Origin of the sequence: Bradyrhizobium sp. 134 (genome assembly GCF_023074155.1) — a bacterium.
In the GTDB taxonomy this organism is placed as follows: Bacteria; Pseudomonadota; Alphaproteobacteria; order Rhizobiales; family Xanthobacteraceae; genus Bradyrhizobium.
In genome coordinates this window covers 375,900-400,571 of record NZ_JADPKX010000006.1, presented here as the reverse complement: position 1 = coordinate 400,571, position 24,672 = coordinate 375,900, and the positions used below count along the sequence as shown (strand labels likewise).

28 protein-coding genes and 3 tRNA genes are annotated in these 24,672 nt (G+C 64.7%); 11 read left to right on the top strand and 20 right to left on the bottom strand.

The features are described 5' to 3' along the window. Positions 1-296: 296 nt before the first annotated feature. Both IVA75_RS02780 and IVA75_RS02775 read right to left on the bottom strand, forming a co-directional pair. Positions 297-370: transfer RNA gene (locus IVA75_RS02780), tRNA-Gly, on the bottom strand. Positions 371-717: 347 nt separating this feature from the next. Next, a complete protein-coding gene (locus IVA75_RS02775) occupies positions 718-3,129 on the bottom strand; it encodes an ATP-binding protein (protein WP_247287071.1) in 2,412 nt (803 codons plus the stop codon). A gap of 361 nt (positions 3,130-3,490) precedes the next feature. Between IVA75_RS02775 and IVA75_RS02770 the strand changes: the two genes are divergently transcribed. Then, positions 3,491-4,204, top strand: a complete 714-nt coding sequence (locus tag IVA75_RS02770) for a transporter substrate-binding domain-containing protein (protein ID WP_027567539.1) — start codon at positions 3,491-3,493, stop codon at positions 4,202-4,204. A gap of 7 nt (positions 4,205-4,211) precedes the next feature. Here IVA75_RS02770 and IVA75_RS02765 read toward each other — a convergent pair whose 3' ends face one another. Continuing rightward, positions 4,212-4,415 (bottom strand): hypothetical protein, encoded by a 204-nt coding sequence (locus IVA75_RS02765; RefSeq protein WP_247287433.1) that lies wholly within the window; start codon positions 4,413-4,415, stop codon positions 4,212-4,214. A 29-nt stretch (positions 4,416-4,444) separates the two neighbouring features. Then, complete coding sequence (locus IVA75_RS02760) at positions 4,445-4,624, bottom strand: hypothetical protein (protein ID WP_247287073.1); 180 nt, start codon at positions 4,622-4,624, stop codon at positions 4,445-4,447. A 197-nt stretch (positions 4,625-4,821) separates the two neighbouring features. On the opposite strand from IVA75_RS02760, the gene IVA75_RS02755 reads away from it, so the two are divergent. Further along, positions 4,822-5,208 (top strand): YciI family protein, encoded by a 387-nt coding sequence (locus tag IVA75_RS02755; RefSeq protein WP_247287075.1) that lies wholly within the window; start codon positions 4,822-4,824, stop codon positions 5,206-5,208. 9 nt (positions 5,209-5,217) lie between these two features. Here the strand turns inward: IVA75_RS02755 and IVA75_RS02750 are convergent, their stop codons facing one another. Continuing rightward, complete coding sequence (locus IVA75_RS02750) at positions 5,218-5,808, bottom strand: TMEM175 family protein (protein WP_247287077.1); 591 nt, start codon at positions 5,806-5,808, stop codon at positions 5,218-5,220. A 126-nt stretch (positions 5,809-5,934) separates the two neighbouring features. On the opposite strand from IVA75_RS02750, the gene IVA75_RS02745 reads away from it, so the two are divergent. Next, positions 5,935-7,992: an ATP-dependent helicase gene (locus tag IVA75_RS02745; protein ID WP_247287080.1), complete on the top strand. Its 2,058-nt coding sequence runs from the start codon at positions 5,935-5,937 to the stop codon at positions 7,990-7,992. Here IVA75_RS02745 and IVA75_RS02740 read toward each other — a convergent pair. The 3 genes from IVA75_RS02740 to IVA75_RS02730 are packed head-to-tail and all read right to left on the bottom strand — an operon-like array spanning position 7,989 to position 11,106. Next, positions 7,989-9,236, bottom strand: a complete 1,248-nt coding sequence (locus IVA75_RS02740; protein ID WP_247287081.1) for an amidohydrolase family protein — start codon at positions 9,234-9,236, stop codon at positions 7,989-7,991. The two genes, IVA75_RS02745 and IVA75_RS02740, sit on opposite strands and share 4 nt — an antisense overlap. 17 nt (positions 9,237-9,253) lie before the next feature. Continuing rightward, positions 9,254-9,751 carry a GAF domain-containing protein gene (locus tag IVA75_RS02735; protein ID WP_247287083.1) on the bottom strand — a complete coding sequence of 166 codons (498 nt, stop codon included), beginning with the start codon at positions 9,749-9,751 and terminating at the stop codon, positions 9,254-9,256. Continuing rightward, the gene (locus IVA75_RS02730; RefSeq protein WP_247287085.1) at positions 9,748-11,106 is read right to left on the bottom strand and encodes an MFS transporter; all 1,359 of its coding nucleotides are present in this window, start codon (positions 11,104-11,106) and stop codon (positions 9,748-9,750) included. Before IVA75_RS02730 ends, IVA75_RS02735 begins: the two co-directional genes overlap by 4 nt. 109 nt (positions 11,107-11,215) lie before the next feature. On the opposite strand from IVA75_RS02730, the gene IVA75_RS02725 reads away from it, so the two are divergent. Both IVA75_RS02725 and IVA75_RS02720 read left to right on the top strand, forming a co-directional pair. Next, positions 11,216-12,142, top strand: a complete 927-nt coding sequence (locus IVA75_RS02725; protein ID WP_247287086.1) for a LysR family transcriptional regulator — start codon at positions 11,216-11,218, stop codon at positions 12,140-12,142. A 153-nt stretch (positions 12,143-12,295) separates the two neighbouring features. After that, positions 12,296-13,327, top strand: coding sequence for an LLM class flavin-dependent oxidoreductase (locus IVA75_RS02720; protein ID WP_247287087.1), 1,032 nt, complete (start codon positions 12,296-12,298; stop codon positions 13,325-13,327). Positions 13,328-13,448: 121 nt separating this feature from the next. Here the strand turns inward: IVA75_RS02720 and IVA75_RS02715 are convergent. Then, a tRNA-Tyr gene (locus IVA75_RS02715) sits at positions 13,449-13,534 on the bottom strand. 206 nt (positions 13,535-13,740) lie between these two features. Between IVA75_RS02715 and rlmB the strand changes: the two genes are divergently transcribed. Beyond that, positions 13,741-14,571: a 23S rRNA (guanosine(2251)-2'-O)-methyltransferase RlmB gene (gene rlmB / locus IVA75_RS02710; RefSeq protein WP_247287088.1), complete on the top strand. Its 831-nt coding sequence runs from the start codon at positions 13,741-13,743 to the stop codon at positions 14,569-14,571. A gap of 61 nt (positions 14,572-14,632) precedes the next feature. Here the strand turns inward: rlmB and IVA75_RS02705 are convergent, their stop codons facing one another. Continuing rightward, positions 14,633-15,160: a hypothetical protein gene (locus IVA75_RS02705; RefSeq protein ID WP_247287089.1), complete on the bottom strand. Its 528-nt coding sequence runs from the start codon at positions 15,158-15,160 to the stop codon at positions 14,633-14,635. Between the two features lie 39 nt (positions 15,161-15,199). Beyond that, positions 15,200-15,685 (bottom strand): hypothetical protein, encoded by a 486-nt coding sequence (locus tag IVA75_RS02700; RefSeq protein ID WP_247287090.1) that lies wholly within the window; start codon positions 15,683-15,685, stop codon positions 15,200-15,202. Between the two features lie 283 nt (positions 15,686-15,968). Here IVA75_RS02700 and IVA75_RS02695 point away from each other — a divergent pair, with 283 nt between their 5' ends. Both IVA75_RS02695 and IVA75_RS02690 read left to right on the top strand, forming a co-directional pair. Next, positions 15,969-16,478: a hypothetical protein gene (locus IVA75_RS02695; protein ID WP_035961364.1), complete on the top strand. Its 510-nt coding sequence runs from the start codon at positions 15,969-15,971 to the stop codon at positions 16,476-16,478. Positions 16,479-16,644: 166 nt separating this feature from the next. Further along, positions 16,645-16,719, top strand: a tRNA-Thr gene (locus tag IVA75_RS02690). A 78-nt stretch (positions 16,720-16,797) separates the two neighbouring features. Here the strand turns inward: IVA75_RS02690 and IVA75_RS02685 are convergent. From IVA75_RS02685 to IVA75_RS02665, 5 genes are all read right to left on the bottom strand, one after another. Then, positions 16,798-17,025, bottom strand: a complete 228-nt coding sequence (locus tag IVA75_RS02685) for a hypothetical protein (RefSeq protein WP_027568432.1) — start codon at positions 17,023-17,025, stop codon at positions 16,798-16,800. Between the two features lie 3 nt (positions 17,026-17,028). Further along, positions 17,029-17,760 carry a Crp/Fnr family transcriptional regulator gene (locus tag IVA75_RS02680; RefSeq protein WP_247287091.1) on the bottom strand — a complete coding sequence of 244 codons (732 nt, stop codon included), beginning with the start codon at positions 17,758-17,760 and terminating at the stop codon, positions 17,029-17,031. A 178-nt stretch (positions 17,761-17,938) separates the two neighbouring features. Then, a complete protein-coding gene (locus IVA75_RS02675; RefSeq protein WP_247287092.1) occupies positions 17,939-18,352 on the bottom strand; it encodes a GFA family protein in 414 nt (137 codons plus the stop codon). Between the two features lie 58 nt (positions 18,353-18,410). After that, positions 18,411-19,094, bottom strand: coding sequence for a class I SAM-dependent methyltransferase (locus IVA75_RS02670; protein ID WP_027568435.1), 684 nt, complete (start codon positions 19,092-19,094; stop codon positions 18,411-18,413). 255 nt (positions 19,095-19,349) lie between these two features. Continuing rightward, the gene (locus IVA75_RS02665; protein ID WP_247287094.1) at positions 19,350-21,047 is read right to left on the bottom strand and encodes a HAMP domain-containing methyl-accepting chemotaxis protein; all 1,698 of its coding nucleotides are present in this window, start codon (positions 21,045-21,047) and stop codon (positions 19,350-19,352) included. 246 nt (positions 21,048-21,293) lie between these two features. On the opposite strand from IVA75_RS02665, the gene IVA75_RS02660 reads away from it, so the two are divergent. Beyond that, positions 21,294-21,473, top strand: a complete 180-nt coding sequence (locus IVA75_RS02660) for a hypothetical protein (protein WP_027568437.1) — start codon at positions 21,294-21,296, stop codon at positions 21,471-21,473. Positions 21,474-21,476: 3 nt separating this feature from the next. Here the strand turns inward: IVA75_RS02660 and IVA75_RS02655 are convergent, their stop codons facing one another. Beyond that, positions 21,477-21,641, bottom strand: a complete 165-nt coding sequence (locus IVA75_RS02655; protein WP_247287095.1) for a hypothetical protein — start codon at positions 21,639-21,641, stop codon at positions 21,477-21,479. 102 nt (positions 21,642-21,743) lie between these two features. Here IVA75_RS02655 and IVA75_RS02650 point away from each other — a divergent pair, with 102 nt between their 5' ends. Next, positions 21,744-22,109, top strand: coding sequence for a hypothetical protein (locus IVA75_RS02650; RefSeq protein WP_247287097.1), 366 nt, complete (start codon positions 21,744-21,746; stop codon positions 22,107-22,109). Positions 22,110-22,412: 303 nt separating this feature from the next. Further along, positions 22,413-22,667 carry a hypothetical protein gene (locus IVA75_RS02645; protein ID WP_247287099.1) on the top strand — a complete coding sequence of 85 codons (255 nt, stop codon included), beginning with the start codon at positions 22,413-22,415 and terminating at the stop codon, positions 22,665-22,667. A gap of 39 nt (positions 22,668-22,706) precedes the next feature. Here the strand turns inward: IVA75_RS02645 and IVA75_RS40280 are convergent, their stop codons facing one another. The 3 genes from IVA75_RS40280 to IVA75_RS02630 form a co-directional block, all read right to left on the bottom strand. Then, the gene (locus tag IVA75_RS40280) at positions 22,707-22,949 is read right to left on the bottom strand and encodes a hypothetical protein (protein WP_018455389.1); all 243 of its coding nucleotides are present in this window, start codon (positions 22,947-22,949) and stop codon (positions 22,707-22,709) included. Between the two features lie 249 nt (positions 22,950-23,198). Continuing rightward, positions 23,199-23,906 carry an outer membrane protein gene (locus tag IVA75_RS02635; RefSeq protein ID WP_247287101.1) on the bottom strand — a complete coding sequence of 236 codons (708 nt, stop codon included), beginning with the start codon at positions 23,904-23,906 and terminating at the stop codon, positions 23,199-23,201. A 288-nt stretch (positions 23,907-24,194) separates the two neighbouring features. After that, positions 24,195-24,590 carry a hypothetical protein gene (locus IVA75_RS02630; RefSeq protein ID WP_247287435.1) on the bottom strand — a complete coding sequence of 132 codons (396 nt, stop codon included), beginning with the start codon at positions 24,588-24,590 and terminating at the stop codon, positions 24,195-24,197. Between the last annotated feature and the right edge of the window lie 82 nt (positions 24,591-24,672).

The following is a 24,672-nucleotide window of genomic DNA, read 5'->3' as shown; positions in this document are numbered from 1 at the left end:
CGGCCAAGAGGCGTTGGGCTGGGCAGCTCGCCGCTTTTTCCGGGGAGCGCTCGCCTTGGCCTTCAACTTACCGCTCCCGGTATTCGACACACGAGTCACGCCTCCGAGTGCAGCTGCAAGAACCCTCGCGCTGAGCGAGGGCATTTGGCTCGTCAGCTTCATGCATTCTGATCTGAGATACTTCGACCTGGAGCAGAAAACACTGCAACCTCTCGACAACCCATTCGGCACGAGGCTGTCACCCACGTCTTAGGTACGTACCGTGACCCCTGTCTTCGGGCTGGCATTGAAAGCCTTGGAGCGGGTGAAGGGAATCGAACCCTCGTATTCAGCTTGGAAGGCTGCTGCTCTACCATTGAGCTACACCCGCGACAGGGGCTCCCTAACACGGCCGGGCGGCGGTCTCAACTGCCCATCAACTGCCCAATCGACTGCTTTCCAGCGCCTTCCCGGTCTTGCGAACAGCTGCTGGTTCCTCCCGACCCGCCTCCCCTTAACAACACCGGAATTGCCGCCTATATTGATGTCTTCCGCAACCAACGAAAGGAGGTGATCCAGTGTCTCTTACCAAGCGCTGTCACCTCGCTGGGATCGCCCGCTAAGCTTTGAACAAAGGCTTGGCATCGGGGCGCTCTCAGCCCTGGACCAGCGAGCAAGAAATCGGGCGCGACGGGGGTCTCCCCGCCGCGCCTTTTTCGTAGGTCACGCGCCTGCTGTTCAGGCGGGCGGCTTGCCGGCGAGCACCTCGCGGATCCTCAATGACAGGTCCGCCTTCCGGTACGGCTTCCTCAGCAACGCAACGCCGGGACCGAGATGCCCCTCGTGGTCGAGGGCGTTGTCGGTATAGCCGGACGTATAGAGCACCCTCATACTCGGGCGGAGGCGGCGCACGGCCTCCGCCAGTTCCTGCCCGTTCATGCCGCCGGGCATGATGATGTCGGTGAACAGCAGATCGAATTGGGCGCCCTGCTGCACCAGCGCAAGCGCGGTTGCGCCGTCGCCGGCTGCGAGGGTGCGATAGCCGAGGCTGCCGAGCTGGGCGATGACATAGCCCTGCACCAGCGGATCGTCCTCGACGACGAGAATCGTCTCGTGCCCGCGTGCCGCCGCGGGCGCCTGCAGTGGCCCGGTCCTCGCCTGCGCTCCGTCCGCAGAGCGCGGCAGAAACAGCCGAATCACGGTGCCGCGGCCTTCCTCACTCTCGATCGCAACGCTGCCGCCGCTCTGCTTGGCGAAGCCGTAGACCATGCTGAGGCCGAGCCCGGTGCCGCGACCGACCCCTTTGGTGGTAAAGAACGGCTCGAACACGCGGTCGCGGAGGTCGGCGGGGATGCCATGGCCGGTGTCGGCCACCGCGACCATGATGAAGGCGCCGCGCCCGGCGTCACCGTCGCCAGCGCCATCCGCGCCATCGAATTCGCGGTTCGCGGTCTCGAGCGTCAGCGTGCCGCCGCCAGGCATCGCATCGCGCGCATTGACCGCGAGATTGATGATCGCCGACGACAGCTGCGACGGATCGGCCATCGCCGGCCAGGCGTCGTCCGCGAGGCGGGTCACGATCTCGATGCTTCCGCCCAGGATCGGCTTCAACAGCTTCGCCGTCTCGAGCACGAGGCCGTTGACGTCGATCTCGCGCGGCTCCAGCGGCTGCCGACGCGCAAAGGTCAAGAGCTGCGAGGTGATCTCCGCGCCTCGCGCCGCCGCATCGTCGATGAGCTGGGCGATCGCGGCGAGGTCGGGCTTGTCCGCCAGCGCCTCCCGGATGATCTCGATGGTGCCGATGATGACTGTGAGCACGTTGTTGAAGTCATGCGCGACGCCGCCGGTGAGCTGACCGATCGCATCCATCTTCTGCGACTGGCGAAGCCGCTCCTCCGTCTCGTGCTGCTCGGTCAGATCGGTGGCCGACCCACGATACCCCATGAAGCGCCCGTCGGCGCCGAACACCGGCTGGCCGTTGACGCTGAAATGGCGCGCGCGCCCAGCCGCATCGCGGCCGCGATACTCGAACTTCCGGAACGGCTCGTGGCGATCCAGCGTCGCCAGGTGACCGCGCCATTTCTGCGGCTCGGCATCGCGGTCGAAGGCGGCATCTGAACGGCGCCTCCCGATCAGCGCCGTGTGGTCCATGCCGAAAGCATCGGCCCGATCTGAAATGTAGGTGAACACGTGATCCGGACCGGTCTCCCAGAACCAGTCGGATGCGGTCTCGGCATAGTCACGGAAGCGCTGCTCGCTCGCGCGGGCGTTCTCCTCGGCATGCCGCCGGATCTTCAGGTCACGCTCGAGATTGCCATTGGCCTCGCGCAGCTCGCCATAGGCATGTTCGAGGTTGGCGCACATGGCGTTGAAAGCAACGACCACCTTGTCCAGCTCGTCGGCCTCGTAAGGCGGCCGGCGCTCCAGGCGCAGCGGCGGCGGCGGCCGTCCGAGGCTGTACTTGCCGACGTACTCGGCGATGGCGACGAGATGCCGCGTCACCAGCAGATGAAACATGTAGATGATGAACAACGAGACCAGGAACGTCTTTGCCGCCTGGCTTGCCAGAATGACGAGGGCCCTGTTCAGCAATTGCTGATAGACGTCGGTCAGCGTCGCCTCGACCCGGAGCGTGCCGATGGCGCGCGAGGTCCCCTGCACCTTGGTGCTCAGCGGGAATTCCCGGGTCATGATCGAACGGGTGTTTCGCTCGCCGACTTCGACACGGATCGGATTAGGCCGATCGGCGATCTCGCGGACCTCCGCCGCACGGATGTCAGGCAGCCGCAGAATGCCATCGAGCTGGAGCTTGAGCTGGTTCTGGTCGAGATTCCACAAGCTCTCTCCGAGGCTGCCCGTGGTGCTGCGGCCGATCTCGTCCAGCCGCGTCTCGATCAGTCCGACCTCACGATTGTAATCCAGATAGAGCTGGAGCGCGGTCAGGGTCAGCGTCACGACCGATGAGAACAGCAGCACGGCGGCCAGCAGACGGGGCCCGACGCCGCTGCGCGACCAGTTGAAGATCCGCGACAGGAGCGCCGCGAACATCGCAGGCGCGAGCGCGGCGCCGATGCCGGTCAAATCCTGCTTCGCAGCCGCCGGCGCAATGGCGTGGCCACGCTTGGTCTCATCGTCACCTGCGTTGCCCATGCACCATGTCCTCGAAAATGGCGGCACCTGCTCAGCTTGCCGATCGCAGCCGCGAGCAAGGTGAACGGTTGAGGCCCTGCCTCAGCACGCGTACACGTGGCGATCCTGTCGGCCTTTGATCCTGTCGGCCCTTGGGCGCCTTGAGCTCGACGGGGTCATATCTTGCGCCCAGCAACAGGATTCCAGGCAAACTACCACCTCGCGTGCTAGAATAACATCGGTGAAAGTCCGGAGCCGCCGCACAACGAGAACGCGCTGTCAACGTTGCGGACCGGCACAGCTGCCATCTGAGATAGATCGCGCGGCACCGGAATCCGATGGTAGCAGAGCACGCCCAAAGGCATGGCCAGGGAGATGCGTCATGAGGCGGATAGTCGTGGTCTGCCTGTTGCTGCTCGCGGCAGGCCCGTCGCAGGGGCAAGAGGTCATCCGGCTGGCACGCATCGCCGATATCCCCGATCAATATGTCGGCGGCGAGATGCTCCGCGCGGTCTATGCCCGGCTGAACATCAAGCTCGAATTCGAGGATGTCCCCGGCAAGCGCGCGCTCACGCTGTCGAGTACCGGCGAGGTCGACGGCGAGGTCCAGCGGATCGGAACGCTCTCTCGCGACTATCCGACGCTGATCCAGGTGACACCTGCGATCAATTACATCGAGCCCACTGTCTTCACCACGAAACTGCAGTTCGACGTCGCCGGCTGGAATTCAATCAGGGACTACAGCATCGGCATCGTACGCGGCGTCGGCTCGTCGGAAGCCGGCACGCGCGGCATGACCCGGGTCACGGCGACCACAAGCCTCGACAACATGGTCAAGATGCTCGATGCCGACCGCTTCGACGTGATGGTCACCGACCTCTTCAGCGGGTTGGCTGCGGTGAAGAAACTCAATCTCCAGGCCAGGATCCGTCCGCTCTCACCACCACTCGAGCGCATCAGCATCTACCACCATCTGCATGAACGGCACCGCGATCTCGTGCCGAAGGTCGGAAGGATGATCGCGCAGATGGAGGCGAGCGGCGACCTCGCCCAGTTGCGGGAAACCCTGGTCAAGCAGGTGCTGAGCGGGATGTGACACGCAGTCAGTTCGTGCGAGCCCGCTCCCGCACCGCAACCGCGGCGATCAGCAGCCCGACGCACCAGGCCATGGCCGCCCGCGGCGGCTCGCTGCCGAGCAGCACGGTGAAGATGCCCGCAAGCAGGCATGGCGCGATCGCCTTGCCGGACCTGCTCGCGAGCGAGAGCAGGAACGGCATCGCGGCGATCGATATCTGCACGACGTTCATGGTCACAGGCTGTTTCGCAGTCGTTGGGCTTAGAAGCCGCAAACGCTCATTGCGGGCGGGCGCTTGCCGCGCCGGCTTTCGACGATGCGCTCGCCGCCGCTCTCGGCCGAGCTGCCGTAATAGCGGTGGTGGCCGCTCTGGTCGTGCAGATCCGCAGCGTCCGACTTTCCCGCCCGACGCGCGTCGCAGATGATCTTGATGGTCGACATGGCCGCCTCCGAAGTGTTCTTGGTGGCAATCAGTCGCGCCGCATTCGAGCGGCGTTCACATTTTTCGGCCGCAATCGGGTTTCGGGAAGGTTTCGTCGCCGCACCGCGCGACGCAATATTTTCCGCAGCCCCATTGTCGGCTGCGATGGTGGTGATACGTCCTTCGGACGCGCGCAGCGAAAATCAACGAGGTGACGATGCTTTACGCTATCCTGGCCTATCACGTGGAAGACGAGATCTTGTCCTGGACGCCCGAGAAGGACGCCGCGGTCGTGGCCAAAGTGATCGAGGTTCAGGCGCCCCTCCGGGCCAGCGGGCATTTTGGCCCGGCCGCCCGCCTGGATGAGACCCGAAAGGCCCGCACCTTGCGCGGCCCCGGCGCGGGCGTCGTGCTGGACGGCCCGTTTGCCGAGACCAAGGAGCAGCTTCTGGGCTTCCACCTCGTCGAATACGACACGGACGAGGAGGCGATCGCGGCCGCGCGGACGCTGCGCCAGGTCAATCCGTCAGCGGTCTACGAAATCCGCCCGGTCAAGCTTTACGTGCCGGCCGACGGGTTCGGCACGACGCCCTCCGGCGAATGAGCGGCAGGCCTATTTGTCCGTCCCGGTCGGCCCGACATAGAAGCGCTGGATCAGCAGGCCGCCGAAGGCGATGAACCACACGAACGGCGCGACTTGCGGCGCGAACGCCGCAACGACCGTGCCCGGGATAAACACCAGCAGCGGAAACAGCGAAGCCATGATCTCCTGGCGCCAGCCGCCCAGGATCCTCCACCACAGCCAGGCATTGAGGCCAGCGATCGCGGTCAGGTGCAGGCCGTAGAGCACGGCGACCGCACTGCTCGTGGGGTAGTTGGTGTAGAGGCCGTTGGTCACCGGCAGCAGCACGATCGACAGCAGGAAGAACAGATTGAGGATCACCGCGCCGCGGCTGCCGACGGGCTGGCGCGCCAGCCGCCGGTGATGGCTGATCCAGAACACGCCGGCGATGATGAAGCTGAGCGCTAGACCCGCGAGCTTGCCGGAATAGACCCGGGCGAGATCGTTCCAGTCGGGCGCGCTGGTGAACACCGCGGCCTTGGGCAGGTCGTAGGCGAGCAGCGTCATGGCGACGCCAAAGATGGTGTTGCTGAGCGATTCCAGCCGTCGCATCTCGAACTGGTCGGATTTGAGCTCGGTCATGCGGGAGACGCTTTTCGGAATGGAACCTTGGGCCGTATTGTCCCTAGGTCTTAACATCGGTCTCGTCCAGACGCATTGCGATTCGCAGCGGGATCGCCGACTCTGGCTGTTTCACCGGGGCGATTCGTGGCGACATATCTGGACACGCTCAATGCGGAGCAACGCCGCGCCGTGGAGCATGGCGTGGCCGATGGTGCGACCGTGGGCGCGCCCCTGCTCGTCATCGCCGGTGCGGGCTCCGGCAAGACCAATACGCTGGCCCACCGCGTCGCGCATTTGATCGTCGCGGGCAGCGATCCGCGCCGCATCCTCTTGATGACGTTCTCGCGCCGCGCCGCGGCCGAGATGGCCGGCCGGGTCGAGCGCATCGCCCGGAAAGTGCTCGGCGAAAACAATGCCGCGATCATGCGCGACGCGCTCACCTGGGCCGGCACCTTCCACGGCATCGGCGCACGGTTGCTGCGCGAATATGCCGAGCGGATCGGCGTCGATCCTGCCTTCACCATTCACGACCGCGAGGATTCCGCCGACCTGATGAACCTGGTCCGCCACGAGCGCGGATTGTCGAAGACCGAGAGCCGCTTTCCCGCAAAAGGCACCTGCCTGTCGATCTACTCGCGCTGCGTCAATGCCGAGATGGAGATCGAGAAGGTTTTGGGAGCGCACTATCCCTGGTGCGCAGGCTGGGCGGCCGAGCTGAAGGGCTTGTTCGCGGCCTATGTCGAGGCCAAGCAGACCCAGCACGTGCTCGATTACGACGATCTCCTGCTCTACTGGTCGCAGATGATGAGCGATGCCCTGATCGCGGAAGAAATCGGCGGCCGTTTCGATCACGTGCTGGTCGACGAATATCAGGACACCAACCGCCTGCAATCCTCGATCCTGCTCGCGCTGAAGCCGGACGGACGCGGCCTCACCGTCGTCGGCGACGACGCGCAGTCGATCTATTCGTTCCGCGCGGCCACTGTCCGCAACATCCTGGATTTTCCGCAGAGCTTCTCGCCGCGCGCCGAGATGATCACGCTCGACCGCAATTACCGCTCGACGCAACCCGTGCTGGCGGCTGCCAACGGCGTCATCGGCCTGGCGCGCGAGCGCTTCACCAAGAACCTCTGGACCGACCGCAGTTCCGCGCGAAAACCACAGCTCGTCACCGTGCATGACGAGGCCGACCAGGCCCGTTACATCGTCGAGGAAGTGCTAGCCAACCGCGAGCAAGGCGCGCTCTTGAAGCACCAGGCGGTGCTGTTCCGGACGTCCTCGCATTCGGGCCCGCTGGAGATCGAGCTCACCCGCCGCAACATTCCCTTCGTCAAGTTCGGCGGGCTCAAGTTTCTCGACGCCGCGCATGTCAAGGACGTGCTGGCGCTGCTGCGCTTCACCGAAAATCCGCGCGACCGCGTCGCTGGCTTCCGCATCCTGCATCTGTTGCCGGGCATTGGACCCGCGACGGCGCAGCGTGTGCTCGACCAGATGGCCGAGAGCACCGATCCGCTCGCCGCGCTCGGCCAGCTCCCGGTGCCGGCGCGCACCGGCGCGGACTGGACCGACTTCGTCCGCACGATCGAAAATCTGCGCTATTCGGAATGGCCGGCCGATCTCGAACGCGTGCGGCTGTGGTACGAACCGCATCTCGATCGCCTCCACGAGGATTCGGAGACGCGCCGCGCCGATCTGATGCAGCTCGAACAGATCGCGAGCGGCTATGCCTCGCGGGAGAAATTCCTGACCGAGCTCACGCTCGACCCGCCGGATGCGACCAGCGACAAATCCGGGCCACCATTGCGCGACGAGGACTATCTGATCCTCTCCACCATCCACTCCGCCAAGGGCCAGGAGTGGAAATCGGTGTTCGTGCTCAACGTCGTCGACGGCTGCATGCCGTCGGATCTCGGCGCCGGCACCAGCGCCGAACTCGAGGAGGAACGCCGCCTGCTCTATGTCGCGATGACGCGCGCCAAGGACGATCTGCACCTCGTGGTGCCGCAGCGCTTCTTCACCCACGGCCAGGCCGCCAAGGGCGACCGCCACGTCTATGCCTCGCGCACCCGCTTCATTCCGGAGCAGCTCGTCTATCTGTTCGAGCGGACCGCCTGGCCGAAGGCCGGCGCAGGCTCAGCGCGCACTGCCGCGCAAGGGCCAAAGGTCGACATCGGCGCGCGGATGCGCGGGATGTGGCGCTAGGCGCCCAGCCGATCGAACTGGACCTTGCCTGCCTTCATCACCAGCGGAATGTGCTCGCCTTGGCCGAGCAGGCAGACCACGTCGCGCAGCGGGTTGCCGTCGACCACCAGCAGGTCCGCGATGGCTTCGGGCATGATGCGGCCGAGCTTACCCTCCATGCCGAGCACCTCGGCGCCGACCAATGTCGCGCTGGCAATGACGGCGCGCGGCCCGAGAATTTCGGCGCGGATACGGAATTCGTCGCTCTGCAGACGCTGCGACGGCCCAAGCAGGTCGCTGCCGAACCCCATCTTCACGCCGGCATCGCGATAGATCGTGAGCGAACGCAGCCCGGCGTCGCGGACATCGGCGATCTTGGCCACGCTCTCCGGCGGCAGGCCATACTGAGCGCCCTCGTTAGCCAGCGCCTCGTAGGTGACCAGCGTCGGCACCACATAGGCGCCCTTCTCGGCCATCAGCTGCGCGGTCGGAACATCGACCAGATTGCCGTGCTCGATGGTACGCACGCCGCAGCGCACCGCGCGTTCGATCGCGGCAGCGGTGTAGGCGTGGGCGAGCACATAGGTCTGACGCCCGCGTGCCTCCTCGACGATGGCGCGGATCTCGTCCTCGGAGTAGCCGAAGGCACCAACCGGGTCGGTCGGTGAGGCGACGCCGCCGGAGGCCATGATCTTGATCTGGTCGGCGCCCATCTGGAGCTCTTCGCGCGCCGCCCTGCGCACGCCGTCGACACCATCGGCAACGCGCGCCAGCGCGCCGACACGCACGCAGCAGGGGCACGGTGCGTCGCTGGCGAGGTAGTCCGAGCGGGCACGCATGTCGCCGTGCCCGCCGGTCTGGCTGAGCGCACGCCCCGAGACGAACAGCCGCGGACCGTCGGTGAGACCGGTCTCGATCGCCTGCTTCAGTGCGTGGCCGGCGCCTCCGGCGTCGCGCACGGTGGTGAAGCCCCGCCGCAGCATGCCGCGCAGCAGCAGCGTTGAGCGCAGCGTCACCAGCACGTTCGGCATATGCACCTGCTGCGCCAAATTGAGCTCGACGGCGATCGCATGGACATGCAGGTCGATCAGGCCGGGCATCAGCGTCTTGCCCTTCAGATCGACGGTGCGGTCTGCTTCCACCTGGAGCGGCCGATCGGAGACCTCCTTGATCAGATTGTCCTCGACCAGCACGTGATGTCCCTCCAGGAGGTCCGGCTGAAGCGGATCGAGCAGAGCGGCATTCTTGAAGAGCACACGGGACATGACGACTTCCTGTCTTATCAGGACTGGATGAGCAGCGCGGGCAAGGCGAGCTGGGCGAATGGAAGACACGCGGCGCTATCGTCCTCGACGTACCAGCCTGCCTCATGGAGCAGATTGAGCGAGCCGAGCGTGCGCCCGCGCCAGCGCACGGGCATGTTGAGCACGCTTTCGCAGCCGAGCGAAGCGATCAGCTCGTGATCGGAGAACACCTCGCGCAGATCGTCCCGGGTCCGGCCGATATAGGCCTCGCCGCGGTCGAGCACGGCCTCGGTCCACGGCCCCGGCGCCAGGCGTTTGCGTCCGCCCGCCGGGTAAGGTCCGGGAAGATTGGAATACACCCGCGCTGCTTCCCTCGTGTCGGCGTCATAGGTCAGGATCGTGAACAGCTGGTGCCCGATCGCCGATTTCAAGGCGTCGTCCAGCGCCGAGTACAGGGCATCCGGCTGATCCGCCCTTGTCTGCGCGGCCGCCACGGCGCAGAGCAGCGGATCGGACCGGTGTTTCGTCTCCCTCATGCGACTTCACCCGCCGCGATCTCTTCCAGCGAACGGCCGCGCGTCGGCACCCCCATCAGCACCACGGTGAGCGCGCCTAACAGCAGCACGCTCGTGGTGAGGCCGAACACGCCGGCAAAGCCGAAGTTGGGATAGAGGTAGCCGACCAGGATCGGCGAGACGATCGCACCGATGCGGCCGATCGCGGAGGCGAGCCCGGCGCCGGTGGTTCTGACCGCCGTCGGAAAGACCTCGGCGGTATAGGCATAGACGCCGGCATAGGTGCCGTTCATGAAGAAGGACAGTAGAATTCCGGCGACCATGATGTGCTGGTCGCTCTGCGCGAATGCAAGTCCGAGCGCGCTGGCGCCGCCGAGCACCATGTAGGACGCAATCGTCGCCTGCCGGCCGATGCGCTCGTTGAAGTACGCGGCGCTGAAATAGCCGGGGATCTGCGCGCAATAGATCGCGATCGAATAGGCGAAGCTCTTGGTGATGCTCATGCCGTTCTGGACCAGAAGGCCGGGGATCCAGACGAAGAAGGAATAATAGCTGAACGTGATCGTAAGCCACATGATCCAGGTCATGATGGTGATGCGCGCCTGGCGGCCGGCGAGGAGCGCGGCGAAATTGGCAAGCAGCGTCCCACCCGTCACGGCAGGCGCCGTGATTTCGACGACCAGTTGCGGCAGGATGTGGCCTTGGCTCACAAATCCGGCCTCGATCCTGTCCAGCACGGCTGCGGCTTCCTTCTCCCGGCCCTGGCTTTCCAGCCAGCGCGGCGATTCCGGCAACGCCCTGCGCCACCACAACAGCATGACGACCGGCACGGCGGTGATCACCAGAACGATGCGCCAGCCGTTCTCATAGGCGGGCACGATGAAATAGCCGAGCAAGGCCGCCGCGACGAAACCGAAGGAGAAGAAGCCGGCGAGCGCGCCGGTAAAACTGCCGCGGTAACGCCGTGCGACGAATTCCGCCAGATAGGGCGCAATGATTGCGCTCTCCGCGCCGGTGCCCATGCCCGCGACCACGCGGGCGGCGAAGAAGGACGACCAGTCGTTCACCGCCGCGCTGACGATGGATGCGACGCAATAGAGCGCCAGCGCCGACATCATCACCGCGCGACGGCCGATCAGGTCACCCAGCGTGCCCGCCAGCAGCGCGCCGAACAGGAAGCCGATATAGGTGCTGCTGCCGAGCACGCCGATCTGCACGCTCGACAGATTCCAGGTCGTGCGCAGCACCGGCAGGATGAACGCCAGCACGGCTGCGTCCATCGCGTCGAACATGTAGCCGAGCCCGCCCATCAGCAGCAGATGCCCGTGGAAGCGCGCAAACGGAAGGCGCTCGATGCGCGCCGAGATCATCGACATGAAAGTCCCCTCTGTCTGGCGGCCCGGCACTCCGCTCATTCCCTGGGGAACCATAGACAAGGAGATATTATCGTCATAATTTATAATCATGATCTAGTACATCACTGTGGTGAATGTTCTGTCCTTTCGAACGCTCGACCTCAACCTGCTGAAAGTGTTCGAGGCCCTGATGACCGAGGGCAGCGTCACGCGCGCTGCCAACGCGCTTGTGATGACGCAGCCGGCGGTCAGCAACGCGCTCGCACGCCTGCGGGACGCGCTCGGCGATCCCCTGTTCGTCAGGTCCGGCACCGGCATCCGTCCGACCCAGCGCGCCGTGGTGTTGTGGGAGCCGATCGGCGAAGCGCTCGAAACCGTCCGCGGCGCGCTCGACGAGCAGGTGTTCGATCCGCGCCGTGCGCAGACCGAGTTCAGCCTGTCGATGTCGGATTACGTCGCCTCGCTGGTGATGCCGAACCTGCTGAACCATTTCGGCAATGTCGCGCCGAAGGCGCGGATCCATACCGTCCCCAACACCGTCCTGGAGATCGCCGACCAGCTCGAAGACAATCGCGTTGATTGCGTGCTCAGCGTCTATGTCAACGAGGCGCAGCAGCCGGCCGCCATCCGCTCGCGTTCGCTGTGGACCGTCGACTACGCCTGCTTCATGCGGCGCGGCCATCCGCTCGGGGCGATGAAGCGGCTGAGCACGCGCAGCTTCCTCAACGCGGGGCATGTCGATGTGAGCCTCGCCGGCAAGACCTTGCCGTCCTACGACCTCTTCCTCGCCTCGCGCGGGCTGTCGCGCAACCTGGTCGCGACCGTCAATCACTACAGCGCCGCCTACGAAATCGTGCGCCAGTCCGACCTGATCGCCGTGCTGCCGAGCGATTTGCGCTCGCAATCCCGGCACGCGCCGTTCCTGCACGCCATGCCGCTTCCGCTCAGGGCGCCGCCACGCATCGTCAGCCTGTTCTGGCACCAGCGCAACGACACCGTACCGGCGCAGCGCTGGCTGCGCGACACCCTGGTCGAGATGTTCGCCAGGTCCGACTGAGCCGCGGGCGGTGGGCCCCCGACACCATGAAAAAGAGAAACAATGGGTTTCTCGAAGCAGCATTGTGCACCAGTCCCCGCTGCTTAGCTCCAACCAAAGCAATCCCCTCCCCCAGTGACAGGCGCGCAAGCCGCGCCCGCAGAGACCGCATCAATGACCGCACCGCTCGAATTCGGACTGGACACCTTTGGCGACGTCACCAGGGACGCCTCCGGCGCGATGGTTTCGCACGCGCAAGCGATCCGCAACGTCGTCGACGAGGCGGTGCTCGCCGACGAGCTCGGCCTCGACTTCATCGGCCTCGGCGAACATCACCGCGCCGACTTCGCGATCTCCTCCCCTGAGACCGTGCTGGCCGCCATCGCGTCGCGGACCAGCCGCATCCATCTCGGCTCGGCCGTGACGGTGCTGAGCTCGGACGATCCGATCCGCGTCTTCCAGCGCTTTGCCACGCTCGATGCACTCTCGAACGGGCGCGCCGAGGTGATCCTCGGCCGCGGCTCGTTCACCGAATCCTTCCCGCTGTTCGGCTTTGATTTGCGCAAGTACGAAGAGCTGTTCGAGGAGAAGCTCGATCTGTTCGCCGCACTGCTGTCGCAGAAGCCGGTGACCTGGGAAGGCAAGCTGCGTCCGCCGCTGAAGGATCAACTGGTCTATCCCCCGGTCGAGAACGGCACGCTCAAGACCTGGATCGGGGTCGGCGGCAGCCCGCAATCGGTGGTGCGCGCGGCGCATTACGACCTGCCCTTGATGCTCGCGATCATCGGCGGCGATCCCGCGCGCTTCGCGCCCTTCGTCGATCTCTATCATCGCGCGTTCAGGGAGTTCGGCCGCCCGGCACAGCCGATCGGCGTGCACTCGCCAGGCTATGTCGCCGAGACCGACGAACAGGCGCGCGAGGAGCTGTGGCCCGACCACAAGGCGATGCGCGACCGCATCGGCAAGGAACGCGGCTGGCCACCGATGGGCCGCGACGAGTTCGTGAACGAGGCCGAGCACGGCTCGCTCTATGTCGGCTCGCCGGAGACGGTCGCGCGCAAGATCGCCAAGACGGCAAAGACACTCGGCATTTCGCGGTTTCAGCTGAAGTATTCGGCCGGCCCGCTGCCGCATGGCAAACTGATGAAGAGCATCGAGCTCTACGGGCGGAAGGTGGTGCCGATGGTGCGGGAGATGATGGGGTGACTTGCGCTCTGAGCCAGTCCGCCTGCGCCCTCCGGGCTACGGCGCGACAGCCTTCGCTCACTTCGCGCCATGACCATCGGTGCCGGCTTGCCGAGCCGTAGCTCGCGAAGCGAGCGAAGGCTGGTGGGGGAGGCAGGACTCGAACCTGCGAAGCCATAAGGCGGCTGATTTACAGTCAGCTCCCTTTGCCACTCGGGACACTCCCCCGCTCGATGGCAGCACAATCGGGCCGGACCTTGCCGGCGACCGAAGACGGCCATGGAACGTGAAGGCCGCGACAGCCCGGATGGGGGCGCGACCGGGCGCGGTTATCGGCGAAGCGATGGGGTAAAGTCAACCGAGGCGAACAGCTAAAATCGCCCCCGAAGCCACCCAAATTGCCATATTCCGGGACCCGTGACACAAGCGAGCCCATGAAGGATCGAAAATTCAACCCGAGGGGCCCCCGTGGCGGGTCTAAGCCCTTCAACAGGCCCGGAAAATCCGCCGGGCGCCCGGCCCGGCGCGATCGCGATTCGGACACCGACGGTCCCGTCATCCTCTATGGCTGGCACACCGTCACCATGGCGCTCGCCAACCCCCTGCGGCAGATCCGCAAGCTGACGCTGACCGAGAACGCCGCAAGGCGTCTGGCGGACGAGAACATCGCGATCCCGGTCACGCCCGAGATCGTCCGGCCCCAGGAAATCGACCGGCTGCTGTCGCCCGACGCGGTGCACCAGGGCCTGCTCGCCGAGGCCGACCCCCTGCCCTCGCCCGACATCGAGGATTTGGAGCAGGACGGCATCGTGCTGGTGCTCGACCAGATCACCGACCCGCACAATGTCGGCGCGATCCTGCGCTCGGCGGCGGCCTTTGCGGTGAAGGCGATCGTCACCACCGCGCGCCACAGTCCGGAAGCGACCGGCGTGCTGGCCAAGGCCGCCTCCGGCGCGCTGGAGCTGGTCCCGATGGTGACGGTGCAAAACCTCGCCCGCGCACTGACCACGCTGAACGAGCTCGGCTTCCAGACCGTCGGGCTGGACAGTGAAGGCAGCGCCGATCTTTCCGAGGTCACCCTGCGCGAGCCGCTCGCGCTGGTGCTGGGCGCGGAAGGCAAGGGCCTGCGGCAATTGACGCGCGAGACCTGCAGCGTCGTGGCGCGGCTCGACATGCCCGGCGAGATCAAGAGCCTCAACGTCTCGAATGCCGCCGTGCTCTCGCTCTATGTCGGCGCCAGCCGGCTCGGGCTGATGAAGCGGTAACAAAACAAAACGCCCGTCCGCATCGCGGACGGGCGTCTCGTTGGTTCAACCGATCAAGCGATCAGTAATAGCGGCGCAGCACGCGGTGGCCGCCATAGTACGGCGCATGGCGCGGAGCGTAGCCGTAGCGCGGACCGTAGCCATAGTGCGTGCGCGGCAGATAGCCGGCGCGCGGGCCGTAGCCGTAGCGATACGGACGGTAATACGGGCGGCGGTAGGGATAGGCGGCGGGCGCTTCGACCGCGGCGGCGCGATAGCCATAGCCGTGCCCATATCCATAGCCACGGCCGTAGCCGTAATTGGCGGGCGCAACCACCGCGTCCTCACGGTAGGTCGGATACGGCGCGAAGGCGCCCGGGCCGGTGTAGGTCGGGCCCTGGTTGACGTGATAATATTGCGTGGTGGGCTCGGCGAGACGCTCATAGGCGCCGTAACCGTAGCCGGCCCCGTAACCGCCGCAACCGGTGTTGCAGCCGGAATAGACCGGCGCGACCGGCTGGCACGGATTGAAGCCGCAGGCCGCGGCGGGCGCGGTGGCAGCGAACATCACGGCAGCCGCCGCGACCAGTCCCGAAATCATCTGACGCATTACTCTCTCCTGTTGATTTTCGTTTGTTGTTTTCGTTTCTTAACCCGGCGGCCTGCCGGGTATCTCTGCACGCGGCCGCGGCCGAGGACGCCGCGGATAGTCGTTGATCTCAGGCGCGAGGATCACCGGCGGCGGATTGACGGGCACGTCCATCTGCGGCGGCAGCGGCGCCGATTGGGCGCCCCAGCTCTGGTGATAGCTCTCGGGCGGCTTGGGCAATTTGCGGTTCGCGGGCGGCTCGACCTCGAGCCGGCCGTAGCCGGGCCGCAGGCCCAGCGTCGGGTAGTAGTGGCCGACGTCCGTGGGCTGGCGCTCGGCGACATAGCGTCTGCCATAGATGGTGGGCTGCACCTGGACGTTCTTCCCCAAGCCCCAGGTCCCCTCGACCACGGCATAGGACGCGTCGATGTTGTTGATGATGATGGGCACGCCCGGCCGACCGGGAACGACGATATCGAAGCCGCCGCCGGCAAACGCCGTCGCGGGCAGTCCGATCAGAAAGGCAGCGAGCGCTACAACGCGCATGAAGAAATCCCATTTATCCGGCGACAAACCTACCCGATGGCGACGCAGAGAGGGTTAAGGCCCTCTCACCAATTGCCGGTAAGCCTAATGTGTAAGGATTGCGCGCCGCTCAAATGCGCCAAAGCGAGCTAGCGAAGCATTAACGCCGCCGGATCCAGCAGTCTGGAACCAAGGCGCGTGCTCACTTCCGTTTGACTGTTGCTGACAAAAATCCGCCGGTTTCAGCGGAACGTCCGGCGTCCTCGGCGTTTAGCCCCCGTCAACAAAATGGGAGCCAACAATCATGAATATCAAACTTCTCGGAGCCACGGCGATTGCGGCGACCCTGGTGACGGGCTCTGCCATGGCGCAGGCCGTGATCACCAATCCCGGCCGCTGCGCGGCGCAATTTCCCAACGCCAACTGCCAGAACGTCGGACCGGGAAATCCGTACACAGATAGCGGCTATCGGCATCGTCGCGTGTCCTATCGCCAGACCAACAACGGCGATTGGAATAACGACTGGAACAGGAGCCGCACCGGCTTCTGGCCGACCGACGTCGCCGCCGGCGCGGTCGGAGCAGCCGCTGGCGTGGCTGGCGCAGCCATCGGGACTGCGGGCGCGATCGCAACCGCCCCGTTCCGTGCCACCAACGACGCCTACGCCTACGACAATGGCTGGGATAATTCGTGGAATAATTCTTGGGACAACCGCGGCTGGGACACCCGCACCTACGCCCAGCGCAACGGCTTCGTCTGCACGCCCGGCACCTGGTTCAAGGGCCAAGACGGCCGTCGCCACATCTGCCAGTAAGGCGGTTTGAACCGAATACGACAGATCAGGCGGCCTTCGGGCCGCCTGATCCATGTCTGCATCTGGGATCGCGAGTTCTGGCACTTTCCGGTCAAGTCTGGTATTGCGGCGCGCACGGGCGGAGGGCTCCGGCGTATGCTGGTCCCTGCCCGCTTCTCCAGGCGTCGCCGGCTTAGCTCAGCGGTAGAGCAGCGGTTTTGTAAACCGAAGGTCGGGGGTTCAATCCCCTCAGCCGGCACCACCGATTAGCCGACACCGCGGCCTTATAGATCGGGGCACTCCTCTGTCTGACGACGGCTAGAATCGATTTCCAAGGCAATCACGTCAGAGTTTTCCGAGCGACCGTTACACTCAACTCGAGCAGCGGGTGCTTCTCGTTCCTGACTGTAATGAGGACCTGCGCCCCCTTTGCCGACGCGACGTCTCTGGCAATCGAGGTCGCCATTGCGATCGCCTCTTTTTCGGCGGCTTCCGGGCCGGGCAAATCCACCCCATCCTCGTCGACCGCAGCGAAAAAGTCGTCCTTGATGTCGAAGTAGAACTTCATGGCTCAGAGCGACGGATTGAGATGCAGGTAAAGCACGTCGAAGTCTGCCATTTCGCGCAACCTGGCTTCATCAAGGATCGATATTCTTCCCCGCTCCAGGTCCAACACGCGCTGAGCACGCAACTGCTGAACGACGCGATTCATGTGAACCACACTGGTGCCGACGGCGTCGGCGAGGAGTGCCTGAGAGGCCGGAAAATCGAAGGACAAGCCGTCCGCTCGGCCGATCGCCTTCAATCTGGTGTAAAGCTCAAGCACGAGATGTGCCACGCGGCTCGTGGCTTCGCGTTGACCAACGTTGCAAATCCACTCCCGGAAGATCGCGGCGTCGGTCAGTGTATCGCGCCAAAGCGCTTCGGCCACGTTGGGCCGCTTTCTTATAAGTGAGCGCACCGCTGCATGCGGAATGAAGCCGAGAACGCTATCGCCAAGCGTGCTGACGTCATGGTCCATCACATGCAGAAAGAGCCCCTGCAGATCGGGAATGTCGCCGGGTTGGTGAAAGGCCATGATTTGGCGGTGGCCATTGCCGACGATCTTTGATCTCAGGATAAAGCCATCAACGACAAGGCAGCATGCGGAAGGTCGATCTCCGAGAGAAACGACCGGTTGACCGCCAGCCATCCGCTTCACCGTGATTGGCAGATGACGGATAGCGACCTCGTCCTCTTCGTCAATTTCGGTGCTAACCCGCAACCGCGCCAAGAAAGGTTCGAAAATTTCAGCGTTATTCATCGTTTACTCCGATCGGCAAACGAGTTTTTGTCACGTTCGTTCCAACCCGGGATCGCCAGCTATTGTCTCACGCGAAGCAGAGGGACTGCCGCAAATTCCAACCCTCGGCGGAACCAGACGGGAACGGCGTCAATTCATCTCGCCGCGAAGCCTTGGCGCGAAGTTTGACGCGCAACTCTCACTTCGAATGCTTCGGTGCGCTGCTTTGCTGGAAGTGCTCAGCGCCCGGTATTTCCACCCAGTCATGTTTCGACTGTTCGAAAACCGAGCGGATGGGCGCCGGGTAGTTCGGAAGCCCGATCGCGCCAACGGCAACGCCGATCATCGCAGGCAGATTGTCCGCCTTCCAATAGACCGTCGAACCGCACTCGGGGCAAAAATGGCTGCGGACCTTACCGCCGCTTGCGGCTGTCCGGACGTACTCCTTCGACGTTCCCGAGATCGTGACGCCCTCCGCCGGATAGAACGCACCGACGCCGAACGGCGCGCCCGTTCGACGCTGGCAGTCGACGCAATGACAGGCGACGACGAGGCTGGAAGGTCCTGGAAGCGACAGCGCGAGAGCGCCGCACCTGCATTGGGCATCGATCATCGGGATTCACTCCTCCCTCGTTGGTCCTGCTGTTCGGATGGAGCGCAGCGCGATCCCGCTACAATTGATCGAGCCGCCACAGCCCGAGGCTCTTGTCGCGCCAGCCACCACCGCCCTCTTCGCAACGCTCGTTGATCAGCGCGCGTGGTGCCGGCCAATCGAACGGTGCCTTCTCCATGTTCAGCGCCCGCCAGTCGCCGTCCTCGCAATCGCGATTGCCGTCCCATTCGGGGAACGTCGTGACCAGCAGGAAATGCGCGCCGCTGGCGCGAAAGTTCGCGATGGCGCGAACGATGTTGTCGAAGCTCAAATGCACCAGGCAGTCCCGGCACAGAACGATATCCGCGCGCGGCAGTGCATCGCGCGTGATGTCGGCAACGAGAAACCGGCCTGACAACTCGCCGGCCGCGACGCGCTGGCGATTGGCTTCGATCAATGACGGCACGATGTCGATGCCGGTGTAGTCGAGATCCAGCTTCATGCGGCCGATCCAGCCCGCGTCCCCGCAGGGCGCGTCGAGCAGCGAGCGCGCGCCGAGCCGTTGCAACAGCGGAGGAAGCACCTCACGGATCGCGGCGGTCGCGTGATCCTCCGAGCCGAGGCCGGACACCGAGGTCGCCGCACCCCACAGGTTCGTCTTTTCGATGCGCTCGAACCGCGCGGCCAGATCGAGGCCCGCGAAATTATCGCGGTCGGCGACGAACCGCTCATGGGCGAGCACGGGTGGACGCTTGGAGATCATGGACGGGATGTGAATTCCGACGCAGCCACAGTATACAGGCAAAGCGAGCGGTCCGAAACGGTCCGCAAGCGAACCTGCTTACGTCATCGGTCGTGTCTCGCCCCCATGCGCCCCACCACAGCCAAAGAGAAGGCCAGGATCGCCGCCGGCGCGGCGGCGGCCGTCGTCATGACGGCCGTGTTGTTTGCGATCGCAATGGGATTTCTGCTGGCGCGATGAGTGCGCAGCGCGATCGACGAAAGCCGCCGCGCTGACTCAGGCGGTGCGCACCGTGCGGAGGAATTTTCCGACTTCGTCCTTCAGCCGGTTGCTGTCGGTCGCCAGCATCTTGGCGGTGGAAAGCACCTGCGAGGAGGCCGAGCCGGTCTCGGCCGCACCGCGCTGCACGTCGGCGATGTTGGTGGAGACCTGCTGGGTGCCGTGGGCGGCCTGCTGCACGTTGCGCGAGATCTCCTGGGTCGCGGCGCCCTGCTCCTCGACGGCCGCGGCAATGGTCGACGACACCTCCGAGAGCCGCTCGATCGTCGTGGAGATGTCGCGGATCGCGTTGACGGATTCCTGGGTCGCGGTCTGGATGCCGGAAATCTGCTGGCTGATCTCGCCGGTCGCCTTGGCCGTCTGCTCGGCCAGCGTCTTCACCTCGGCCGCGACCACGGCGAAGCCGCGGCCGGCCTCGCCGGCACGTGCCGCCTCGATCGTGGCGTTGAGCGCCAGGAGGTTGGTCTGGCCGGCAATGGTGTTGATGAGCTCGACGACGTCGCCGATGCGCGTCGCCGCAACCGAGAGCTCGCTGACGCGCACCGTCGTGGTGCGGGCCTGGGTGACGGCCTCGCCAGCCATCCGTGCGGATTCCTGCACCTGGCGGCTGATCTCGTTGACCGAGGAGGACAGCTCCTCCGTGGCGGTCGCAACCGACTGCACGTTGCTGGTGGCTTCACCCGAGGCGACCGCGACGACCGAGGTGAGCTCCTGCGCACGCTGCGCGGTGGTGGCCAACGTCGAGGACGACGCTTCGAGCTCGGTGGACGCCGAGCCTACTGTCTCGATGATCTCGCCGACCGCGCGCTCAAAGCCGTCGGCAAGGTTGACCATATCGCGCTTGCGCTGATCGGAGGCCTGCTTCTCCAGTTCGACCTGCGAAGCCTTGAGGCGCTCGACCTCGATCCCGTTGGTTTTGAAGATTTCGACCGTCCTGGCCATGTCGCCGATCTCGTCGCGGCGGTCCGTCTCAGGCACCTCGGTCTTGAGATCGTTGCGGGCAAGGCCCTCCATGGCGAGCTTGAGGCGGGCAATCGGCCGTGACATCGCATTAAGGCCGATGAACAGCGCGATCGCGATCCCCAGGATCAGGCCGCCGGCGCTGACGCCGATCACGGTCCAGGTCGCGGATCTGGCATCGCGGTTGATGGCGTCCTTGCGCTTGGCGACCGCCTGTGCGGTCTCACCCACGAACTGGGCAATGCGCCCCAGGGCCGCATCCATCACCGGGTCGCACTCCTTGTGCGCGCGTTCGGATGCCTTGGCGTTCTCTTCCGGGCTGCTTGCGAGTGAGCCTGCCTTCAGCACCGGATCGCAGCCGGCGAACACGGCTTTCAACTGGTCGCCGATGCTCTTGATCTGGCTCGCGCGCGCGGGATCGTCCTGCTCGGCTGCCTCGAGGTATTGGCGGATTTCATCGCGGTTCTGGGTCGCGGTCTTAAGACGGTTGGCGTTGCCCGCCTCCGTCGCCTCGGTGAAGACCGCATAGAGCGCGGCATGATAGGTCTCTGCGCGGCGCTGGGCCCGCGTCAGGTTGAGCGCTGAGGATTGTGCTGCGGAAAGCTCGGCGAAGCCGTCGACCGTTGCCGAGAGCTCGCGCGTGCCGAAGCCCGCGACGGCGACCATGGCAAAGCCCATCACGGCGACGATCAGCGCGACCTTCCACACGATTTTCAAATTGTTCAAAACGCTCATTGCAGCCGCCCCAGTGATTTTCTGCCGATGCATATTCCCAGCACCGTGCATTGGAACCAGCTGACGTTAAGATTTGATGCCAAATGTTCCGGGTAGTCTTACGGAAAACTAACTATTTGGGCTTCCGCCGTAAGCTTGGTGTAAGCTTCAGCCTATTCCGGGGTGTGAGCCGGGCTTGGAAAACCGGAACCGGTCGGTGGCGTCGTCCGTTGTCTGCCCATGCGGATCAGGGAAGAAAACCGAAACATGTTTCTGCTGGCGACGGTGACGCTGTGCTGTAGCGCCTTGGCTGGAGCAATTGCGCTGTTCGAACCGGCTCCGGCAAAGCAGCAGGCCCAACGGGCAATGATCGATGTGACCGCTCCGACGCCGGTTCGGGTGGTCGGGGCTCCGTTCGAGCCCAACCTCAATCCGCGGGAGCGTTAGCCCTCACCCCGGCGAGACGTCGGCGCCCTCCTCGGGACGGCGTTTGGCGCGGGCCAACTCCTCAATGAACGCGATCACCTCCGCCCGTTTGTTGGGCGGCAGCGACAGGAACGCGCGGACGAGCCTCAAGCCCTCAGCTTCGGCTGAATGGTCTGCTTTGACATCCATTCCCCACTGTCGGGCGGCCGGGAAAAATATGCAATCCCCCACCCAACACCTTCTTGATTCGGCCGGCCAGCTTTGCTGGAATGCCCCCGACAGGGGTGCACCATGAAGTGGATCACGGAACGCGACGCGCTGATCGCGCAGACAATGGCCTTCGTCCAATCGGTAACCGGCAAAAAGGATGACTTGCATCCACCGGAGATCCCGATGGCGACAGTGGCCGCGTCAGTGCAGATCGTCCCCGTCAACACCGCCGTCGAGAGCAAGCCACTTCCGCCCCAACCCTTGCCTCTCCCATCGCAGCGCGCGGCGAGCCACGACGTCCGCACCGAGATGCAGGCCCGCATCGCCAATTTCCGCAAGCATCAGGAGCGGTTCGAGCGCGAGCGCGAGGAGTATTGCGCGGCCACCCTGACCAAACTGCGCGCCGCCATTCGGGACGCCTCCCCCCGGCCACCGGCTGAAAAGTAGAGCCGGGGCCTCCCGTCGCGGGCTACAGCCAGGACCACACCAGCCAGAGATTGGCCGCGCAGGCCCCGAACAGGGCCAGCGTGAGGGGCAGCAGCATGTGCCCGCAAGAGGTTTTCAGGTCGGTCGTCATGACCGAAAACATCCCCTGATTCCGCCAAATGAGTCCCGAGGATTCTTTTTTTCGGGATTCAGGACTCGTTAAGGACTCAGGCCCCGGCGACCCCGATCACGGCCGCGTGATCGACCGGCAATCGGAACCCCTCCCCCGCAAAGTCGTTAACGCGCTTTCCGGGAGCGGGAAGAATGCCCTACGCCCTGTTCTGCAACGACGCCCAGATCAGCAAGGCCTATCCTGATGAGTCCGACGTCTGGAGGCTCGCGCAGCGAAGTGGCCTCGTCGTGGACGTAATCGCGGATGACAACCGCCCCGGGCCACGCCGGGTGCTCGACAACGATTACGAGATCAAGCCGTGCCGGGCCGCACAGGGCGAGGACCCGGCCCGGAACAAGGCCGAGGCCGATCGCCAGGCGAGGATGGAGCTTGAGCTGAATTCCTGAAGACGGATCAAGGATGGGAAGCCGGAGCTCAGGAAAAGCTCAGGGCGTCGCGGTCGCGAGCGAGGCCTGCTCGCCCGCCAGAGCCACGCAGGCCTTCCGGCGATGCAGCCCACGGATCGCGCCTGTGACCTTCAGCACCTTGCCGGAGGAGCACGAGGCGTCCTTGACGAAGGCCACCTCGTAGGGTGCCAGCATCAGAGGCTCGGATTTGAGGATTGTTTGGGCAGCGCACGGCAAACTGACGAAGCACGAGAGCACCACAGCCGACACCAAGATACGCATGTCCGTCGTCCCACCAGCCCGGTAATTCTCATATAACGCGTTCCGGCGCGCGAGTTCCCTAAGCTGCAAAAATTATTTTTGCTTTACCCGAGCTCCATGACGCGCGTGAGAAGGCGCGCGACAAAACGTTTGCCTGCAAATGACGCGCCAGATGGTTGACGCAATGCAAACAGAAGGCTGGCAACCAGGGCCCGGCAAACGAAAGGCCGGCGGGAGCCGGCCTTTGTCAGATCGTGATCGTTGGTGGCGTCAGTAGCGCGAGGCTGCCGGACCGCCCCAGCCGAAGCGATAGTTCACGCCGACCTTGACGGTATGCTCGTCCTCCCGGCCGCGGACGCCCACGACGTCAGCCGGACCGGAGGTGATCGTCGTGCTGCCGAAGTTGTAGTACTGGTACTCGGCCTTGGCCGACCAGTTCGGCGCGAACATATATTCGAGGCCAGCGCCGACAGTGTAGCCGTCCTTGCTGTTCCCGGTCGCGGTGAAGGGCTGCGGCACGCCGGCGACATTCACGCCAAGACCGCCATTGCGCCAGGCATAACCGCCCTTGGCGTAAAGCAGCGCCGGTCCCCAGGTGTAGCCGATGCGACCGGTCACCGAGCCGAGCTGGTCGGTATTGGAGGTCACCTGCGTGCCCAGCGGGAACGTGGCACCGCCGTTGTTGGTCGGCAGCCAGGAATACTGCGCCTCGATACCCATGACCCAATTGGGCGCGAACTGGTAGTCGAAGCCGCCCTGGACACCGCCGAGGAAGCGCGCGTCGCTCGACTGGAAGCTGCTGTCGCCGGCAAAGGCGCCGCCGACATGGCCGCCGATGTAGAAGCCGGTCCAGTTGTAGATCACCTGCGGCGGCGTGTAGGCCGGAGCCTTGGTGTAGGTGCGGGCCTGCATGTCGGCTGCGGCAGCCGGCGCGGCCAGCGCAAGCAGGGCAACCGCACCCAGCAAAATCCTTTTCATGATCATCCCCGTTCTTTCAAATTCGACACTCAGGAAACAACGTGGCGTGAATTGGGTTGCTTCGCGGCGATGCCGGAACGTTGATCGTTCGTTACTGTGACGGAGCGGCAACAGCGCGATTTTGTTCCGTCCCGCAGGCTCATACCGACGGTTTTTTTCCGCTGGAAACAGAACCTGCCGTAACGATTAGTCGCAACGCAAACCACTCCGTTCAAGGCTCCCCGAAATGTGATCCGGCAGCTCCGGTTGGCTCTGTCCTATCACCAAGCGATGAAGGTGGGCTTTGCGCTACCGCGTCATCTTTTCAAGTTCCGGAAAGGGTACGTAAACCGCGCCCGCGCACAGCTCGCCGGCGCGATCGACGACGCGGTCCGCCCGGCCGTTGACGAAAATCACGGCGCGTTCCCTCATGGCCTTGTAGGTGCCGTCGGTCTCGCGTGGGGTGAAGTGCAGGCAGCTGACGTAGAACTGCCGACCGCCGACCTCGCGCTGCACCGGCTCGGCCATGCTGGCGTCACGCACGCCGACGGGGTTGTTCAGATAGCTGCGCATCAAGGCCAGCGTGTCGCCGCGGAAATTATCCGGGAACGGTTGTGGACCTCCGGCCTGGGTCCCGTCCATCAGGGTCGGACGGTCACCGTCGCTGCCGAAGCATCCCGTGAGCGCCAGCGGCAGTGCCAGCATCAACGCCAAGCTCACTGCGCGTTCCGCTAGTCGCCGCACCGCTTACGCTCTCCGCTCGATCAGTCTCGGAGACGTTCCAGCC

Excerpts from the sequence above, each read along its gene's own strand:
- IVA75_RS02770 (WP_027567539.1), top strand. The coding sequence starts at position 3,491 with ATGAGGCGGATAGTCGTGGTCTGCCTGTTGCTGCTCGCGGCAGGCCCG.
- IVA75_RS02685 (WP_027568432.1), bottom strand. The coding sequence starts at position 17,025 with ATGAAGTTCTACTTCGACATCAAGGACGACTTTTTCGCTGCGGTCGAC.
- IVA75_RS02720 (WP_247287087.1), top strand. The coding sequence starts at position 12,296 with ATGACCGCACCGCTCGAATTCGGACTGGACACCTTTGGCGACGTCACC.
- IVA75_RS02675 (WP_247287092.1), bottom strand. The coding sequence starts at position 18,352 with ATGATCGATGCCCAATGCAGGTGCGGCGCTCTCGCGCTGTCGCTTCCA.
- IVA75_RS02680 (WP_247287091.1), bottom strand. The coding sequence starts at position 17,760 with ATGAATAACGCTGAAATTTTCGAACCTTTCTTGGCGCGGTTGCGGGTT.
- IVA75_RS02765 (WP_247287433.1), bottom strand. The coding sequence starts at position 4,415 with ATGAACGTCGTGCAGATATCGATCGCCGCGATGCCGTTCCTGCTCTCG.
- IVA75_RS02755 (WP_247287075.1), top strand. The coding sequence starts at position 4,822 with ATGCTTTACGCTATCCTGGCCTATCACGTGGAAGACGAGATCTTGTCC.
- IVA75_RS02760 (WP_247287073.1), bottom strand. The coding sequence starts at position 4,624 with ATGTCGACCATCAAGATCATCTGCGACGCGCGTCGGGCGGGAAAGTCG.
- IVA75_RS02645 (WP_247287099.1), top strand. The coding sequence starts at position 22,413 with ATGCCCTACGCCCTGTTCTGCAACGACGCCCAGATCAGCAAGGCCTAT.
- IVA75_RS02630 (WP_247287435.1), bottom strand. The coding sequence starts at position 24,590 with ATGCTGGCACTGCCGCTGGCGCTCACGGGATGCTTCGGCAGCGACGGT.
- IVA75_RS02735 (WP_247287083.1), bottom strand. The coding sequence starts at position 9,751 with ATGAGGGAGACGAAACACCGGTCCGATCCGCTGCTCTGCGCCGTGGCG.
- IVA75_RS02660 (WP_027568437.1), top strand. The coding sequence starts at position 21,294 with ATGTTTCTGCTGGCGACGGTGACGCTGTGCTGTAGCGCCTTGGCTGGA.
- IVA75_RS02655 (WP_247287095.1), bottom strand. The coding sequence starts at position 21,641 with ATGGATGTCAAAGCAGACCATTCAGCCGAAGCTGAGGGCTTGAGGCTC.
- IVA75_RS02750 (WP_247287077.1), bottom strand. The coding sequence starts at position 5,808 with ATGACCGAGCTCAAATCCGACCAGTTCGAGATGCGACGGCTGGAATCG.
- IVA75_RS02740 (WP_247287081.1), bottom strand. The coding sequence starts at position 9,236 with ATGTCCCGTGTGCTCTTCAAGAATGCCGCTCTGCTCGATCCGCTTCAG.
- IVA75_RS02730 (WP_247287085.1), bottom strand. The coding sequence starts at position 11,106 with ATGTCGATGATCTCGGCGCGCATCGAGCGCCTTCCGTTTGCGCGCTTC.
- IVA75_RS02665 (WP_247287094.1), bottom strand. The coding sequence starts at position 21,047 with ATGAGCGTTTTGAACAATTTGAAAATCGTGTGGAAGGTCGCGCTGATC.
- IVA75_RS02650 (WP_247287097.1), top strand. The coding sequence starts at position 21,744 with ATGAAGTGGATCACGGAACGCGACGCGCTGATCGCGCAGACAATGGCC.
- IVA75_RS02695 (WP_035961364.1), top strand. The coding sequence starts at position 15,969 with ATGAATATCAAACTTCTCGGAGCCACGGCGATTGCGGCGACCCTGGTG.
- IVA75_RS02775 (WP_247287071.1), bottom strand. The coding sequence starts at position 3,129 with ATGGGCAACGCAGGTGACGATGAGACCAAGCGTGGCCACGCCATTGCG.
- IVA75_RS02635 (WP_247287101.1), bottom strand. The coding sequence starts at position 23,906 with ATGAAAAGGATTTTGCTGGGTGCGGTTGCCCTGCTTGCGCTGGCCGCG.
- IVA75_RS40280 (WP_018455389.1), bottom strand. The coding sequence starts at position 22,949 with ATGCGTATCTTGGTGTCGGCTGTGGTGCTCTCGTGCTTCGTCAGTTTG.
- IVA75_RS02670 (WP_027568435.1), bottom strand. The coding sequence starts at position 19,094 with ATGATCTCCAAGCGTCCACCCGTGCTCGCCCATGAGCGGTTCGTCGCC.
- IVA75_RS02700 (WP_247287090.1), bottom strand. The coding sequence starts at position 15,685 with ATGCGCGTTGTAGCGCTCGCTGCCTTTCTGATCGGACTGCCCGCGACG.
- rlmB (WP_247287088.1), top strand. The coding sequence starts at position 13,741 with ATGAAGGATCGAAAATTCAACCCGAGGGGCCCCCGTGGCGGGTCTAAG.
- IVA75_RS02705 (WP_247287089.1), bottom strand. The coding sequence starts at position 15,160 with ATGCGTCAGATGATTTCGGGACTGGTCGCGGCGGCTGCCGTGATGTTC.